Origin of the sequence: Mycobacterium sp. 1165196.3, assembly GCF_001673415.1 — a bacterium.
GTDB lineage: Bacteria > Actinomycetota > Actinomycetes > Mycobacteriales > Mycobacteriaceae > Mycobacterium > Mycobacterium europaeum_A.
In genome coordinates this window covers 25,035-40,816 of sequence record NZ_LZLU01000137.1, presented here as the reverse complement: position 1 = coordinate 40,816, position 15,782 = coordinate 25,035, and the positions used below count along the sequence as shown (strand labels likewise).

Here is a 15,782-nt window from a genome sequence, read left to right as displayed (position 1 = left end):
ATGGCCCGCGCAATTCATGTTTTCCGCACACCCGACCGCTTCGTGGCCGGGACCGTTGGCCAGCCCGGAAATCGCACGTTTTACATCCAGGCTGTGCACGACGCCCGAGTGGTGTCGGTGATATTGGAGAAACAGCAGGTGGCGGTGCTCTCCGAACGCATCGGTGCGCTGCTGCTGGAGGTGAACCGCAGGTTCGGCACGCCGGTTCCCCCCGAGCCCGCCGAGATCGAGGACCTCGATCCGTTGGTCACCCCCGTCGACGCCGAGTTCCGGGTCGGAACCATGGGCCTGGGCTGGGATTCGGAGGCCCAGACGGTGGTGGTCGAGCTGCTGGCGGTCACCGACGCCGAGTTCGACGCGTCGGTGGTGCTCGACGACACCGAGGAGGGTCCCGACGCGGTCCGGGTGTTCTTGACGCCGGAGTCGGCGCGCCAGTTCGCCACCCGCTCCAATCGCGTCATCTCCGCGGGACGGCCGCCGTGTCCGCTGTGCGACGAACCACTGGACCCGGAGGGCCATATCTGCGCGCGCGCCAACGGATATCGGCGCAGTGCGCTGCTCGGGCCTGACGATGACCCCGAGGTCTGACGACCGTGAGGTGTTGCGCGACGGCGAGCTGACGGTCATCGGACGGATCCGCTCGGCCAGCAACGGCACCTTTCTCTGCGAATCGACGCTTGGCGAGTCCAGCGTGCACTGCGTCTACAAACCCGTCGCGGGGGAGGCGCCGCTGTGGGATTTTCCCGACGGGACGCTGGCCGGCCGCGAACGGGCGGCGTATCTGGTGTCGGCGAAGCTCGGCTGGAATATCGTGCCCTACACCATCATTCGGCACGGACCGGCGGGCCCGGGCATGCTGCAGCAATGGGTGCAGCAACCCGGCGACGCGGTGGACACCGAGCCGCGGCCGGGGCCGGACCTGGTCGACCTGTTTCCCGCCGGCAGCAAGCAGCCCGGTTACCTGCCGGTGCTGCGCGCCCTCGATTATGCGGGCGACGAGGTCGTCCTGATGCACGCTGACGACATTCGCCTGTGGCGGATGGCGGTGTTCGACGTGCTGGTCAACAACGCCGACCGCAAGGGCGGCCATGTGCTGCGCGACCTCGACGGCCACATCTTCGGGGTCGACCACGGCGTGTGCCTGCACGTCGAGGACAAGCTGCGCACGGTGCTGTGGGGATGGGCCGGCAAGCCGATCGACGATCACACCTTGGAAGCCGTGGCCGGCCTGGCGGACGCGCTCGAGGATCAGTTCGGTGACGAACTGGCCGAGCACATCACCCGGGCCGAAGTCGCAGCGCTGGGCAGGCGCGCCCACGCGCTGCTGGACCGTCCGGTGATGCCCGGGCCGAACCGGCATCGCCCCATTCCCTGGCCGGCTTTCTAGTGGTGATCGCAAGCGCGGCGCCGCCATCGGTGAAGGCCGCGGTACGCCGTCGGTGATACTGAAGCGGTGAGCCCCGCCGACGAGATAACCGCCGACGAGATAACCGATGCCGCGCTGGCCGCCGATCTCGCCGCCGAAGCCGGGGAGTTGTTGCTGAAGGTCCGCGACGAAGTCGGCTTCGGGTATCCCTGGGCGCTGGGTGATGCCGGTGACAGCCTGGCGAACGCCTTGATCCTGCGGCGGCTGCACGCGGAGCGGCCCGACGACGCGGTGCTCAGCGAGGAGGCCTACGACGACCTGTCCCGCCTCAACCATGACCGCGTGTGGATCATCGACCCACTGGACGGCACCCGGGAGTTCTCCACGCCGGGCCGCGACGACTGGGCGGTACACATCGCGCTGTGGCAGCGCCCCAGTAACGGCCAGCGCGAAATCGCCGACGCGGCGGTGTCGTTGCCGGCCCGCGGCAACATCGTCTACCGCAGCGACACCGTGACCGCCGACGCCGCGCGCGTCGGCGTCAGCGACACCATCCGCATCGCCGTCAGCGCCACCCGGCCCCCCGCGGTCCTGCACCGGATGCGCCAGACGTTGCCCATTCAGCCCGTCGCGATCGGTTCGGCCGGTGCCAAGGCGATGGCCATCATCGACGGGCACGTCGACGCCTACGTGCACGCGGGCGGCCAGTGGGAGTGGGATTCGGCGGCCCCGGCCGGGGTGGTGATGGCCGCCGGCATGCACGCGTCGCGGCTCGACGGATCGCCGATGCGCTACAACCAGCTCGACCCGTACCTGCCCGACTTCGTGATGTGTCGCGCCGAGCTGGCGCCCATCCTGTTGAGCGCCATCCGCGGCACGTAGGCCGTTAGGCCGTTAGGCCGTCAGCGGCCGAGCCGGCGCCGCAAGTCTTTCGCCGAGAGCATCCGCACCATGTTTTCGATGAAGCTGCCCTTCCTGGTGCCGCAGGGATGCCAGAGCGGCTTCTTTCATCGCGTGTTTTTCGTCGCGCGCCGCCTTCCCGGCCCGCCGCGCGGGCCGCATCGTCGGCGCGCTTAGGCTGATTGCCATGCAGTCGTGGTCTTCCCCAGAGGTCCCCGTGTTGGCGGGGCGCGGCCCGGAGCTTCGGCTGTATGACACGTCCGACCGGCAAGTGCGTCCCGTGGCGGCCGGCTCGACCGCCACGATGTATGTCTGCGGCATCACCCCGTACGACGCGACCCATCTGGGCCACGCGGCAACCTATCTGGCGTTCGATCTGATCCATCGGCAGTGGCTCGATCTCGGGCACGACGTCCACTACGTGCAGAACGTCACCGACGTCGACGATCCGCTGCTGGAGCGCGCCGAGCGCGACGGCATCGACTGGCGCGAGCTGGCCGCGCGTGAGGTGTCGCTGTTCCGCGAAGACATGGCGGCGCTGCGCATCCTGGCCCCCCGCGAATACGTCGGGGCGACCGAGGCCATCGCCGAGGTCGTCGAACTCGTCGAGAAGATGCTGGCGTCCGGAGCGGCCTACGTCGTGGACGGCGAATACCCGGACATCTACTACCGCGCCGACGCCACGATGCAGTTCGGCTACGAATCCGGCTATGACCGCGACACCATGCTGCGGCTGTTCGCCGAGCGCGGCGGCGACCCGCAACGGCCCGGCAAAACAGACCAGCTCGACGCGCTGCTGTGGCGGGCCGAGCGGCCGGGGGAGCCCAGCTGGCACTCGCCGTTCGGTCCGGGCCGTCCCGGCTGGCACGTCGAGTGCGCGGCGATCGCGCTCAGCCGCATCGGCAGCGGCCTGGACATTCAGGGCGGGGGCAGCGACCTGATCTTCCCGCATCACGAATTCACCGCCGCGCACGCCGAATGTGTGCGCGGCGAGCGGAGATTCGCCCGCCACTACGTCCACGCCGGGATGATCGGCTGGGACGGGCACAAGATGTCCAAGAGCCGGGGCAACCTGGTCCTGGTGTCTGCGCTGCGCGCGCAGGGTGTCGAGCCTGCGGCCATCCGCTTGGGGCTGCTCGCCGGGCACTACCGCGGGGACCGGTATTGGAGCGACCAGGTGCTCGATGACGCCGTCGCCCGGCTGCACCGCTGGCGTAGCGCTACGGGGCTGGCCGTCGGGCCGGACGCCAGCGACGTGATCGCGCGGGTGCGCCAATATCTAGCCGACGACCTCAACACACCCAAAGCCCTTGCCGCCCTTGATGGTTGGGTCACCGACGCGCTGGAATACGGTGGCCACGACGCCGAGGCGGCCAGGCGGGTGGCGACGGCGATGGATGCGCTATTGGGCGTGGCGGTCTAGCGAGAGCATGCGCTCGGTCACGCCGGCAGGCCGCTTCCCGTCTTGGGTCCCTCGGGAATGACCTGTTCGGTCGCCGCCAAGGCGGCCGGCCACCATTTCGCTAGTGCCGACAGATCGGCCGCTTCCTCGTAGAGGCTCGTCGACCGGGAATTGACCACCACGGCTTGGTCGGGTGTCTCGGGTCGGTCTCCCGCGGCCTTGGCCTTGGCGGCGTGCGCCAGCTCGAAAGCGTTTGTCGCCGAATCGCGTTCGTCGGCCGGCACGGAGTATGTCTGGAAGAATCGGGCCAGCTCGTCTGGAGCGGTGGCACGGACATAGTGGCGCAGCTGCAGGATCGCATCGCGGATTTCGATGACCGTCTGGTGCAGCTGCAGCGTCGACTTTCGAAACCGCCGGTCGTCGTGTTCGAGGTCGTCGTGTTCGAGGTTGAAACTGCTTTCCGGGACCACGGCTGTCATGCTGAGCCGCAGCGGCTGCAGACCTCTCCAGGTGCGGCTGATGCGGTCGAGTCCGAGGTAGGAATGCAATCGCACGGCGAGGGGGACCGCGCCGAAGAGATAAACGATCACCGCCATCCAAAGGAACTCGAATCCGTGCACCCGCATCCGGAATGCCACGGTGTTGCTCCAGCCGAGCTGGTCGCTCACCGCCAGCACCAGCGCCTCCAGGCAGGCCGCGGCCGTCAGGACAACGGCGAGTACCCCGGCGGCCGCGAGCAGCAATTCGCGAGTGTCGGTGGCCCTTAGCAACTCCGAGCCGAACATCCACAGCAACCGCGCCACCAAGGTGACGATGATGGTCAGGTACAGGCTCAGCGCCAGCACCGCATCCCAGCCGCCGGATACCTCGAACGGCTGGCCCGCGACGCGAGCACGGGTGCCTGCGACCAGGAAGGCCGCGGACAGCGCGATCGCGGCCAGGCGGTAATAGCGGTGACTGCGACGCGTTGCCTCCGGTGAGATCCGATTCCACAGCATGGTGAAACCGATGAATTCACCGGACGCCAAAATCATTGCAACGCAGGACAATTGCTGGGCGGTCGTCACGTTCATGAGGGCGCTCTTCGACAACACCGCTTGCACTTGGCGCTCGCGCAACAGCTGCGCCAGCAGCAGCCAGGCCATCACATTGTTGAAGTAGGTCTGGTACAGGTTCGCCCTGCACCATCGGAACCGCGCCGCAAGAAGCATCGCCATGATCGCGATCACGGGCCACGCGACGATACCCGGGATGGTGGACGTCATTGGCGACGAAAGAATGCGCTGCGCATCATCGAGCGACGCTCGGCGGCCTCCACGGCGGCGATCAGCAACAGGGAAGCGAACATCTCGGCGTCGCGCTCCTCATCACTGGCGTAATCGCCGCGTCCCAATATCGCGCGCACCGTTTCCGGATCGATGTCGGGCAAGACTTGGCGGCACACTTTGTATTCCGGCGCCTCTTCGAAACTGTGACCGCCGGTTCGACCGTGGCCCAGCAAGATGTGCCCGATCTCGTGTCCCACGATTTGGTCGATGTGGTAGTCGGTGGTGCCGGCCTCATGCAAGATCAGGTCTTCGTCGTCGCAGGCCAGCCAGATCCCGCAGGGGCTGTCCGCCAGCGCCGCGGTGTCCGTCGGGACCAGCCTGATGGCCCGACCGCGCAGCTGGCCCAAGTTCTCGATGAAAACGTTCCGGTCCCAGGGCACGGGAATCGGCAGCTCGCGCGTCAGCGCGAGTATCTCAGCGTTCGAGGCCGCCATCGGGTTGGTCACCTCTCTGGGAGGAAATCGGGGGCAGCCGTTCAAGCTCGCGGAGGTGGTCGACGATTGCGGCCAGGCTGTTGAGGGCCTGGGGGGTGAGCCCCGAGGCGCGAGCCGCAAGATCGCGCACGCCGTTATCACGTAACGCCTGCAGAAGATTCAGTTGCGCGTCGATCGCCGGGTCGGTGCCGCGATCGATCAGGTATGACGGCGGCACCCCAAAAAAATCGGCGATCGCCCTCAGGTGCGCGACAGTGGGGTTCGTCTTTATGCCGCTTCTGAGTTGCCAGAGGTAAGCCGGGCTGATCGGGACGCCGGTTTTATCGGTGATCGCCGCGGCGGCCGCGGCGTTGGACAGCGGAGGCGTGCCCGCCTTGCGCATGAGTTCGAACAGCTTGTTCAGGCGGGCTGCCAACACGCCGTCGTCGGACCCTTTGGCTGGGGCGCCATCGGCTGCCAATGCACTCTCGTTTCATCAGATCTCTCGCGGTGTGTACTCATGTTACAGGTAGGCCCTTCTCGACGGCCTCGAAACACTACTCGCGAAGACGCTCCGGTGCGCGGCTGTGACCTCGGTGTCTGTGGATGGTGAAGCGCTTCACCTCGTTATGCACAGGGGGCGGCGCGCGGGTTTACATTTTCTTCAGCGTACGGTTGAATTTCCGGCGTGTACTGTGGTGTACGGTGCGGCGCGGCGCCTTTTCCTTCCGATAGGGCGATCGACATGCCGCGCGCTGCGCGTCCGGGCGCGGCTTTGCTGGTGAACGACGAGGGGCGGACGCCAGAGCGCCGGGTCCGGCTTCGCGCGGGGCGGCCCGGGATGTCTCGCCGTGGCCATCCTGCCTTAACAGGCCTTTTTTGTCGGCGAAACAATGCGCCGCGCAATTCACCACGAGGGCGGGAGATCGCCGCCCAGCACAGCAAACTCGAATTCCGGTTTGATGGCCATTGTCGCCATCGGGTAACACGGCCCTATCCAGATGCAGAAGCGCCACTTGTAGGTGAATCCTCACCTGCGACGACGCCCGCTGTTGGTGTTAGCCAACGCCACGATTTGAAGCCAAAGATTTGTTCTGCGCACCGGCGCCATTGCCGGCCGGCGGCGAGCCGTGCAGTGTAGTGATGTTTGCTATGAACTTACCTGGGATCCGACGTGCGTACCTATGAAACACCTGTATAACCTGGGTATTAATTTACACATGCGTCGAATCGCAGCGGGTCGGAATAATTTGCTGTTAGGTGCAAATCGGGGTAGCATTTCGAATACTTACTGGACTGCAGAAGGGATGAGTCCGGTGCACATGACGAGCGAGCCCGCGCGACTGTCGATAGACGGTCACCCCCGTCGGCCGCTGCGTCGTGATCATCGTCGGCCACAGGAGCGTCATGTGGCCGTTACCGATTGGGCCGGTCGCCGGCCCATCTGGAATTTGGAACGCTGCCCACTGGCTACCTTCCTGGCTTTGCCAAACGCCAAGGTGTCTGTGCTCGCTCGCTAAAAATTAGGGTTTACAAGTGTCGGGGGAAGTCGGGTCGACGTGGCCCATTGTGGGGCGAGATGTGGAGTTGCGGCGATCGCTGGCGGCCCTGAGTAGCGGGGATGTCCACGGGGTGGCGTTGGTCGGTGACAGCGGGGTGGGCAAGTCGACGCTGGCGCGCATGCTGGCCAAGACGGTCGAATCGGCAGGCCGGACAGTGCGGTTCGCGCTCGGGACCCAAACGGGCTACGCGGTGCCGCTGGGCGCGTTTTCGCGCTCGGTCAGCCTCGGGGTTACCCACGAACCGGCCGTCATGCTGGCCGCAGCGCACAAGACGCTGGCTCAAGAGAAGAACTTGGTGGTGGTGGTCGACGACGCGCAGCTGCTCGATCCGTTGTCGGCCACCTTGGTCAATCAGCTGGCGGCCGGTCGCAGCGCACGGTTGATCGTGACGATCCGGTCCGGCGAACCGGTCTCGGATGCGGTGACCGCGCTGCTCAAGGAACGCATCTTGCTGACCGTTCACGTCGATCCGTTCACCCGCGAGCAGACGGCCCTATTGGCCCGCGCGGTTCTGGGCGGTCCGGTCGATTTCCAGTTGGTCGACGAGTTGTTCGAGCGCAGCGCGGGAAATCCGTTGCTACTGCGCGGTTTTCTCGCGGCGGGGCAAGAGACTGGGGCGCTGGTTCGCACGGAAGAGGGCTGGCGACTTCGGGGACCGCTGCGCGCCGATCGCGAACTGCACGATGTGTTGGAGTTCCGGCTGCAATCACTGAGTCCGGACGAGTTGGAGGTGGTCGAGATCCTGGCCACCGCCGAACGGCTAAAATGGGAGGTGCTGCGGGATATCTGCGATCCGGAGGCGGTGGCGAGCCTGGAGCGCCGTGGTCTGATCCAGTTGGTCGCCGACGGGTCGCACGCGGTGGCGCAGTTGAACCAACCCATGCTCGGTGAAGCGGCTACCCGGCACGCCGGAATGGTGCGCTCGCGGCAGGTCAACGGCAAATTGGTGCGGGCCCTGCAAAAGCATGAGCGGGCCGGGGACGGCGTGCTGAAGTTGCCCGGGTTACAGGGCCGAATCCGACTGGCGCAGTTCATGATGCGCAGCGACATGGAGCCCGACCTCGAGGTCGTCACCGCGGCCGCGGTGGACGCGTTGTCGATGTCGAATGTGGTGCTGGGCGAGGAGCTGGCGAGATTCGCCCTCGATCGGGGCGGCGGTCTGCCCGCCGCGTTGGTGCTTGCCGAGGCGGTGAGTTGGCAGGGCCGCGGCGAGGAGGCCGATACCGTGCTCGTCGATGCCGAACCCGACGGCGGCGACGAATGGCTGATAGCGCGGTGGGGCTGTCTGCGCGCTGCCAACTTGTACTGGGGCTGCGCCGACGTCGAAGCCGCCACCCGGGCGCTCGATGACGTGAAGAAGCGGGTGGCGGCCGAGGCGGGTGTGCAGCTGATCGACGCGCTGGAGTTGTCGATGGGCTACTTCCGCGGCGACGTCGAGACGACCATCGCACTTGGGCCGGCGCTCTGCGAATCCGATCTATTACCGATCGCGACGGTGTGGGCTGCTTTCCCCACCTGCGGTGCCCTGGCCGTGGCCGGTCGACCGTCGGAGGTAAGCCGCGTCGCCGACGTCGGGCTGCGCGCGGCCGCACTGTGCGGACTGGGGCCGCATCAGTTCAACATCGGGATGACGGAGGTCATCGCCGCGACCGCCACCGGCAACGATCGCATGGCCGAACGCAGCTACAAGCGTTACGCCGCGATGGCCACCGGCCTTCCGGAAGCCGAGGCCATGGTGGACGCGATGCTGGGACTCGTGCATCTCGCGCGCGGCGAGCTCGCGTCGGCGTGCGCCGCGTTCGTCAAATCGGGGGCGGTGTTCACCGAGGGTTTTCCGTCGCCGTGGTTGGCACTGGTCGCCGCCCGCCATGCCCAGGCCGGGGGTGCGCGGGGCGACAGTGCCGCGGCAGCGGCGGCGCTGCGCCGCGCGGAGAAAGCCTACGGACCGCATATCGCGGTGTTCTTGCCCGAACTCGAGCTTGCCCGGGCCTGGGAGCGGGTGTCCGCCGGTGACACCACGGCCGCCCAGACGCATGCGTTGCGCGCGGCGCAAAACGCGCGAGTGGCCGGGATGCACGCGGTCGAAATGCAGGCGCGCCATGCCGCCGTGCGGTTCGGCGATCGCTCGCAGGTGGCGCGGCTGGAGCAGCTGGCGCGGATACTGGACACGCCGTTGGCCGGGGCGGTCGCCGATCATGCCCGGGGGCTGGCACGGCACGACGGCAATTTGCTCGATGCCGCGGCACACCGGTTCGCCGACCTCGGCGCGTTGGCTCTCGCCGCCGACGCATCGGCCCAGGCCGCCGCCGAACACACCCGCCGGGGCGACCGCGCGAAGGGATTCGATTCGTCCACCCGCGCACACGCGCTGGCCAGCCAATGCGGTTTGCGCACCCCGTCGGTCGACGCGTCGGCTCGCCCGCTGCCGTTCAGCGGCCGTGAACGCCAGATCGTCATGCTGGTCGCCGCCGGGCTGTCCAACCGGCAGATCGCCGACCGGCTGGTCATCTCGGTACGCACGGTGGAAGGACACCTGTACCGGATCTTCACCAAGCTCGGCATCAACAATCGCGACCAACTCATTTGCCTTACCCGGCAGGAGCCGCCCAAACGAGGGGAGTTGTCACTTCGTGACGACGAGTCCCTGGGGTACGGGAGCCACGACCACCCCCGGACGGGCTGACTCTTCATAGGTACCCTATGAAGTTCGGCGTCCCGCCACTCTATCTCTGCGCGCTCACCACTCGACTTAGCTGTGGATTCCAATGATGCCTGCTTGAGGGGCCATACGCTCCCGCCCATGAGAGGCATTCGGAAGCGCAAAGTCGCGATCGTTGACCACGATGTTGACCCGTCCGGACCGGCGGTGACGGTTTTGCCACGGGAGCCGCTCACAGTCGAGGGCCGACTCGCATCGGGCCGCGTGGGCGGGACCTCGGCGCCGCTTGACGCTTTCAGGCTTTATCTGGCGGCAGCGAGTTCGGCCTTCATGTAGCGAACGGCGAGCTCGGGCCGTCTTGTCGGGCAGACGAGAACGGCGCTGGCTCGCGGTAGTCGACGAGCGCTTGTCGCCGGCGTCGGCGGGAGTGGGGAAATTTTGACGCACCGGGCGAATGAATCGACGTGGCCCATCGTGGGCCGCGACGCCGAGTTTCGGCGGTCACTGGCGGCGCTCAGCAACGGGGACTTCAACGGAGTGGCCTTGGTCGGCGACAGCGGAGTGGGCAAGTCGACGCTGGCTCGCATGCTGGCGAAGACGCTCGAGTCGGCCGGCCGCACGGTGCGATTCGCGCTGGGCACGCAAACGGGGTGCGCTCTGCCGCTGGGCGCCTTTTCTCGCGTGGTGAGTCTCGGAGTGGGACATGAACCGGCGATCATGCTGGCCGCTGCGCACAACACCTTGGGCCAGGACAAGAACTTGGTGGTGGTGGTCGACGACGCGCAGCTGCTCGATCCGTTGTCGGCCACCTTGGTCAATCAGCTGGCGGCCGGCCGCAGTGCGCGGTTGATCGTGACGATCCGGTCCGGCGAACCGGTCTCGGATGCGGTGACCGCGTTGCTGAAAGAACGCATATTGCTGACGGTGCACGTCGATCCGTTCACCCGCGAGCAGACCGCCCTATTGGCGGGCGCGGTGTTGGGGGGTCCGGTCGAGCCCGGACTGGTCGACGAGTTGTTCGAACGCAGCTCGGGAAATCTACTGCTGCTGCGTGGTTTTCTGGCCGCCGGGCGGGAGAGCGGTGCGCTGGTTCACACCGAGGAGGGTTGGCAACTCCGGGGCCCGTTGCGCGCCGACCGGGAGCTGCACGACGCGTTGGAGTTTCGACTGCAATCGCTGAGTCCGGCGGAGCTGGAGGTGGTGGAGATTCTGGCCACCGCCGAGTTGCTGGAGTTGGAGATCCTGCGCGAAATCTGCGATGCCGACGCGATGGCGAACCTGGAGCGCCGTGGTCTGATCCAGTTGGTCGCCGACGGATCCCACACCCTGGCGCAACTGAATCACCCCATGCTCGGTGAAGCTGCGATCCGGCGCGCCGGGATGGTGCGCTCGCGGCAAATCAACGGTCTACTGGCCAAAACTCTTCGAAGGCACCTGCGGACAACGGGGCGGCGCTCGCAATTGCCCGACCTACGGGGCCGGATCCAGTTGGCCAGGTTCATGATGCGCAGCGACCTCGAGCCCGACCTGGATGTGGCCGTCAAGGCGGCCGCCGACGCGCTGGCGATGTCGAACGTGGCGCTGGGCGAGGAGCTGGCGAGGTTCGCGGTCGATCGTGGTGGTGGCCTGCCGGCCGCGTTGGTGCTTGCCGAGGCGGTGAGTTGGCAAGGGCGCGGCGAGGAAGCCGAAGCCATCCTGCTCGACGTCGACATCGATGGTGACGAGTGGATGATCGCGCGGTGGGCGTGTCTGCGGGCCGCCAACTTGGCATGGGGGTGCGGTGACGCGGAAACAGCGCGGCGCGTACTGAGCGATGTGAAACAGCGCGTTGCGTCCGAGGGGGGCATCCATCTGATCAACGCCTTGGAGGTTTCCATCGGGTTCTTCTGCGGTGACGTTGCGACGACGCTCGAACTGGGGCCGGGACTGTGCGAGTCCGATGTCATACCGATGGCGACCGTGTGGGCGGCCATCGCGACATGTGGCGCCTTGATGGCCGTCGGACGATTCTCTGAAGTCGGCCGAATAGCCGAGGCGGGCTTACGGGCGGCGGCGCTCTGTAAGGCGGGATCACAACGGTTCGCCATCGGGGTGGCCGAGGTCATGGTCGCGACCGCCTCCGGCGACTATCCCGCGGCCGAGCGGATCTACAAGCGCTATGCCGCGATGGCGATCGGCATCCCGGCGGCCGAGGCCATGGTCGACGCCATGTTGGGGCTCCTACAGGTCACCCGCGGTGAGCTACCGACAGCCTGCGCCACCCTCGACCGCTCGATCTCCGAACTGTCCCAAGGTTTTCCGTCGCCCTGGTTGCTGGTGGTGGCCGCCCTGCACGCGCAGGCGGAAGGGGCGCGCGGCGAGAGCGCGGCGGCCGCAGCGGCGTTACGGCGTGCGGAGAAGGCCTACGGCCCGCATGTCGCGGTGTTCTTGCCCGAGCTCGAGCTCGCCCGGGCCTGGGAACGGGCGGCCGCCGGCGACCCAGCGGCCGCCCAGACGCACGCGCTGCAAGCAGCCGAAATCGCACGAGAGGCCGGGATGCACGTGGCGGAGATTCGGGCACGCCATGCCGCGGTGCGCTTCGGCGACCGTTCGCAGGCCGCGCGCGTGGCGGAGCTCGTCGAGACGCTGAACACGCCCTCGGCGCGGGCGGTCGCCGACCATGCCCGCGGACTGGCGCAACACGACGGCGATATGCTCGATGCCGCGGCACATCGGTTCGCTGACCTCGGCGGTTTGGCGTTTGCCGCCGACGCATCGGCTCAGGCCGCCGGCGAGTACGCCCGCGCGGGTGACCGTCGCAGGGAGGTCGAGTCGTCGACGTGGGCGCATGCTTTGGCCAGCCAATGCGGGCTGCGTACCCCCGCCCTCGAGGCCGCGGCGCGTCCCCTGCCCTTCAGCGGCCGTGAGCGTCAGATCGTGCTGCTGGTCGCGGCCGGGCTGTCCAACCGGCAGATCGCCGACCGGCTGGTGATCTCGGTACGAACGGTCGAGGGACACTTGTACCGTCTATTCACCAAACTGGGCATCAACAATCGCGACGAGCTCATCCGCCTCATGAGCCGAGACGCGTCTTGACCGACATGCCATTCGGACGTTCGGATCGGGCCACCGGTAGCCAGCCCCGCGGCTGCTGTGTAGTTCGCGCAGGCCTCCGGCACCGGCCCGCATCGTTCACAATCCGAAAGAGTCTCCCGCGCAAGCCGATAGCGCGGGCGCTGCACGCGGTGGGTTCGGCGCAGGCAATCCATCTTTCCGCTGGCGGGCGACGGTCCGAGCACTCTGTGACCACCGGTCAAGCCGGCCGCGACCGAGCCGTCGCGCACTACCTGCCGGGGTACCACTCGATCTGTGCGCGCGTACCACTTGAGTCGATTGAATCGGTTCGTGTGGGTTGTTCGAGCAAACATAAGCTCGCGCACATGACATCATGCGTGGCGGGCATGGCCGGTTGGACTCCTGTGGTTGTCAATTGTTACAGGATGTCACAAAACCCGCGAAAGTCGTTACACCGGACGGATGTTGGGGTCCGCGGCGGGGTTGCCGCAACCGTACCGATGCTGCTCACTGCCGCATGGTGCACGCGCCCGGCTCTCATCTCCGCGAGCGCGGACCTGCAGCCCGGACGCACACCCACTTGTAACTTCCTCCATCGGGCTGGGGCGAGCACGCAACACACCTACGCCGTTTCTAAGAGGTTGAAATCATGTCTCACAGCCACCGGGTGGTCGACCACATCGTCGGGTATCTCGCGTCAATCGGAGTCGACTACATATTCGGCGTCGACAGCGGCAACATCGAAGACCTGTACGACGCCGCATTCTCACACTCGGACGTCGGCGCGGTGTTGGCCAAACACGAATTCTCGGCCGCGGCGATGGCCGACGGATATAGGCGCAGCGGCGGTGGCTTGGGCGTGGTGGCGGCCTCCGGCGTGGGCGCGCTGAACCTTGTCGCCTGCCTCGAGGAATCGTCGACCAACCGCGTGCCGCTGTTGGCGTTGGTGGGTCAGCCGGCCACCGCGATGGATGGTTGCGGCAGCTTTCAGGACACGAGCGGCCGCAACGGTTCACTGAATGCCGAGGCGCTGTTCTCCGAGGTGTCGGTGTTCTGCCGACGGGTGCGGGCCCCCGCGGACATCGCCTCGGCGCTGCCCGCCGCCGTGGCGGCGGCGCGAGCGGGCGGCCCTGCGGTGTTGTTGCTGCCCAAAGATATTCAGCAAGCTGACGTGTGCATCCACGGCTTCATGCCCGGCCGCGGAATTGATAGTCCACGGGACATCGGTGATCCGCGTCTGATCGTGGAAATGCTGCGCCGGGTGAGGGGGCCGGTGACAATCATCGCCGGTGAACAGGTGGTCCGTGACGATGCGCGAGCCGAACTGGCGTCGTTGCGGGCGGTGCTCCGCGCCCGGGTGGCGTGCGTGCCTCACGCCAAGGATGCCGCCGGCACACCGGGTTTTGGGTTGTCTTCGGCGCTTGGCGTCACCGGTGTCATGGGCCACCCGGGTGTGGCGAAAGCGGTGGCCGGCAGCGCGTTGTGCCTGGTGGTGGGCACGCGGTTGCCTGTGACAGCGCGCGCAGGTTTGGACGATGCGCTGGCCGCGGTGCCCACCCTCTCAATCGGATCGGTACCGCCATACGTCGCATGCACCCACGTCCACACCGACGATCTGCAGGCATCGCTGCATATGCTGACGAGCGCGCTGACCGGGCGCGAGCGGCCGACCGGAATTCGAGTTCCCGACGCGGTGTCGAGCAGCGAGTTGAATCCGCCGAACTTCGACGGTCCCGGGGTGCGCTATCGCGACGCGATGAGCATGCTCGACCGCGTGTTGCCCGACGGGGTCGATGTTGTCGTCGACGTCGGCAATAGCGGCGCGGCGGCCGTCCATTATCTGCCGGTTCGCCGCGGGGGCCGGTTCGCCGTCGCCCCCGGCATGGGCTACAGCTTTGGCGCCGGGATCGGAATGGCCTTCGGCCGTAGAAGATTCGGGCCGCGGCACGAGCGCGTCGTGGTGATAGCCGGGGACGGTGCCTTCTTCACACACGGCATGGAGGTGCATACCGCTGTGCAGTACGGGCTACCGGTGACGTTCGTCTTGTTCAACAACAACGCCCACGCCATGTGCGCGATGAGCGAAAAGTTGTTCTACGGGAATCGGCATAGTTACAACACCTTCACAACGAGTCGGCTGGGGGCCGGTCTCGCCGCGATGTTTCCGGACCTTCCATCGGTCGATGTCGATGACGTCGACAGCTTGAGCGCCGCCATGCATTCAGCGCTAGAGGTCGACGGGCCGTCGGTGATCAGCGTCGAATGCGCCGCCGACGAAATTCCGCCTCTCTCGACTTTTCTCGGGTCTTTGACACCGAAATCTGTTGATTGCCAGAGTGTCCCGACGGAGAACAGAACCGATATCGTCTTCAGCGCGTGACGGCATCACCCGCCGGTATCGGCGCGATGGCAGTTTCAATGCGTACATCAGCCTAGATAGGGAGCGCTCGACACAGGTCTCGACCCGGCCCCCGGGTGGGGGTGGCTGTATCCGCGCATGTCGGACCCGGCGCACGGCTGTCTAGTCGGCGTCGGGTAGTCCTCTGTGGCCATCTAATCGGTACCGGGTGTTTGCTGACAGCCCAGACCCGCGGCCGCGACGGAAAACGCTGTTGCAGAATAAATTCCACGCTGACACGTGCATCTTTGGTGAACATTTGTCTGCCACTACGCAAGCTGCTGCGTTGGCGTGCGCTGACCACTCTATGTGTGTGCAGTTACTACGCTACCCGGCTTGATAAGCCTTACAACATGATTCAAACCCATACGCTCCCGATCATGTGTAGACCGTTGCTCGGTTAAGCCCCCGAGCTCCCGGTCGGGACCAGCAAGTGCGCAATTCGAGAACTTGGAGGACTAGTGAGTATCAATCCGTTCGATGACGACAATGGCAGCTTTCTCGTGCTGATCAATGACGAAGAGCAACACAGCCTGTGGCCGGCATTCGCCGACATTCCGGCCGGCTGGCAGATGGTTTACGGCGAAGCGGATCGCACTGCGTGCCTGGATTACATCGAACAGAACTGGCCCGATATCCGGCCGAAGACTCTACGAACCAGGCTGGCGACAGAGCGCCGGGGTTCTGGCGAGTAAACCGC

11 protein-coding genes are annotated in these 15,782 nt (G+C 66.5%); 8 read left to right on the top strand and 3 right to left on the bottom strand.

The genetic code is table 11. The features are described 5' to 3' along the window. The 4 genes from A5659_RS14505 to mshC all read left to right on the top strand — a co-directional run bounded on the left by A5659_RS14505 (position 1) and on the right by mshC (position 3,689). Positions 1-588, top strand: a complete 588-nt coding sequence (locus tag A5659_RS14505) for a DUF3090 domain-containing protein (RefSeq protein ID WP_007770786.1) — start codon at positions 1-3, stop codon at positions 586-588. Then, positions 572-1,387 carry an SCO1664 family protein gene (locus A5659_RS14500; RefSeq protein ID WP_067182003.1) on the top strand — a complete coding sequence of 272 codons (816 nt, stop codon included), beginning with the start codon at positions 572-574 and terminating at the stop codon, positions 1,385-1,387. Before A5659_RS14505 ends, A5659_RS14500 begins: the two co-directional genes overlap by 17 nt. 66 nt (positions 1,388-1,453) lie before the next feature. Continuing rightward, on the top strand, positions 1,454-2,248 hold the full coding sequence (locus A5659_RS14495; protein WP_067182001.1) for a 3'(2'),5'-bisphosphate nucleotidase CysQ: 795 nt from the start codon (positions 1,454-1,456) through the stop codon (positions 2,246-2,248). A 205-nt stretch (positions 2,249-2,453) separates the two neighbouring features. After that, positions 2,454-3,689: a cysteine--1-D-myo-inosityl 2-amino-2-deoxy-alpha-D-glucopyranoside ligase gene (gene mshC / locus A5659_RS14490; RefSeq protein WP_067181998.1), complete on the top strand. Its 1,236-nt coding sequence runs from the start codon at positions 2,454-2,456 to the stop codon at positions 3,687-3,689. A 17-nt stretch (positions 3,690-3,706) separates the two neighbouring features. Here the strand turns inward: mshC and A5659_RS14485 are convergent, their stop codons facing one another. The 3 genes from A5659_RS14485 to A5659_RS14475 are packed head-to-tail and all read right to left on the bottom strand — an operon-like array spanning position 3,707 to position 5,812. Further along, positions 3,707-4,933, bottom strand: coding sequence for a DUF6545 domain-containing protein (locus tag A5659_RS14485; RefSeq protein ID WP_067181995.1), 1,227 nt, complete (start codon positions 4,931-4,933; stop codon positions 3,707-3,709). Beyond that, complete coding sequence (locus tag A5659_RS14480) at positions 4,930-5,430, bottom strand: hypothetical protein (protein ID WP_067182048.1); 501 nt, start codon at positions 5,428-5,430, stop codon at positions 4,930-4,932. The genes A5659_RS14485 and A5659_RS14480 overlap by 4 nt, the downstream gene beginning before the upstream one ends. Then, on the bottom strand, positions 5,411-5,812 hold the full coding sequence (locus A5659_RS14475; protein ID WP_231997837.1) for a helix-turn-helix domain-containing protein: 402 nt from the start codon (positions 5,810-5,812) through the stop codon (positions 5,411-5,413). Before A5659_RS14475 ends, A5659_RS14480 begins: the two co-directional genes overlap by 20 nt. A gap of 1,166 nt (positions 5,813-6,978) precedes the next feature. Between A5659_RS14475 and A5659_RS14470 the strand changes: the two genes are divergently transcribed. The 4 genes from A5659_RS14470 to A5659_RS14455 all read left to right on the top strand — a co-directional run bounded on the left by A5659_RS14470 (position 6,979) and on the right by A5659_RS14455 (position 15,777). Further along, on the top strand, positions 6,979-9,654 hold the full coding sequence (locus A5659_RS14470) for a LuxR family transcriptional regulator (protein WP_231997836.1): 2,676 nt from the start codon (positions 6,979-6,981) through the stop codon (positions 9,652-9,654). A gap of 450 nt (positions 9,655-10,104) precedes the next feature. Beyond that, positions 10,105-12,705, top strand: coding sequence for a LuxR family transcriptional regulator (locus A5659_RS14465; RefSeq protein WP_067181989.1), 2,601 nt, complete (start codon positions 10,105-10,107; stop codon positions 12,703-12,705). A 628-nt stretch (positions 12,706-13,333) separates the two neighbouring features. After that, a complete protein-coding gene (locus A5659_RS14460) occupies positions 13,334-15,064 on the top strand; it encodes a thiamine pyrophosphate-binding protein (RefSeq protein WP_067181986.1) in 1,731 nt (576 codons plus the stop codon). Between the two features lie 479 nt (positions 15,065-15,543). Further along, positions 15,544-15,777: an MbtH family protein gene (locus tag A5659_RS14455; protein ID WP_066867433.1), complete on the top strand. Its 234-nt coding sequence runs from the start codon at positions 15,544-15,546 to the stop codon at positions 15,775-15,777. Positions 15,778-15,782: the final 5 nt, after the last annotated feature.

What these genes read in the sequence shown, in the direction of transcription:
- A5659_RS14505 (WP_007770786.1), top strand. Translation starts at nt 1, where the DNA reads ATGGCCCGCGCAATTCATGTTTTCCGCACACCCGACCGCTTCGTGGCC.
- A5659_RS14500 (WP_067182003.1), top strand. Translation starts at nt 572, where the DNA reads ATGACCCCGAGGTCTGACGACCGTGAGGTGTTGCGCGACGGCGAGCTG.
- A5659_RS14475 (WP_231997837.1), bottom strand. Translation starts at nt 5,812, where the DNA reads ATGCGCAAGGCGGGCACGCCTCCGCTGTCCAACGCCGCGGCCGCCGCG.
- A5659_RS14480 (WP_067182048.1), bottom strand. Translation starts at nt 5,430, where the DNA reads ATGGCGGCCTCGAACGCTGAGATACTCGCGCTGACGCGCGAGCTGCCG.
- mshC (WP_067181998.1), top strand. Translation starts at nt 2,454, where the DNA reads ATGCAGTCGTGGTCTTCCCCAGAGGTCCCCGTGTTGGCGGGGCGCGGC.
- A5659_RS14460 (WP_067181986.1), top strand. Translation starts at nt 13,334, where the DNA reads ATGTCTCACAGCCACCGGGTGGTCGACCACATCGTCGGGTATCTCGCG.
- A5659_RS14485 (WP_067181995.1), bottom strand. Translation starts at nt 4,933, where the DNA reads ATGACGTCCACCATCCCGGGTATCGTCGCGTGGCCCGTGATCGCGATC.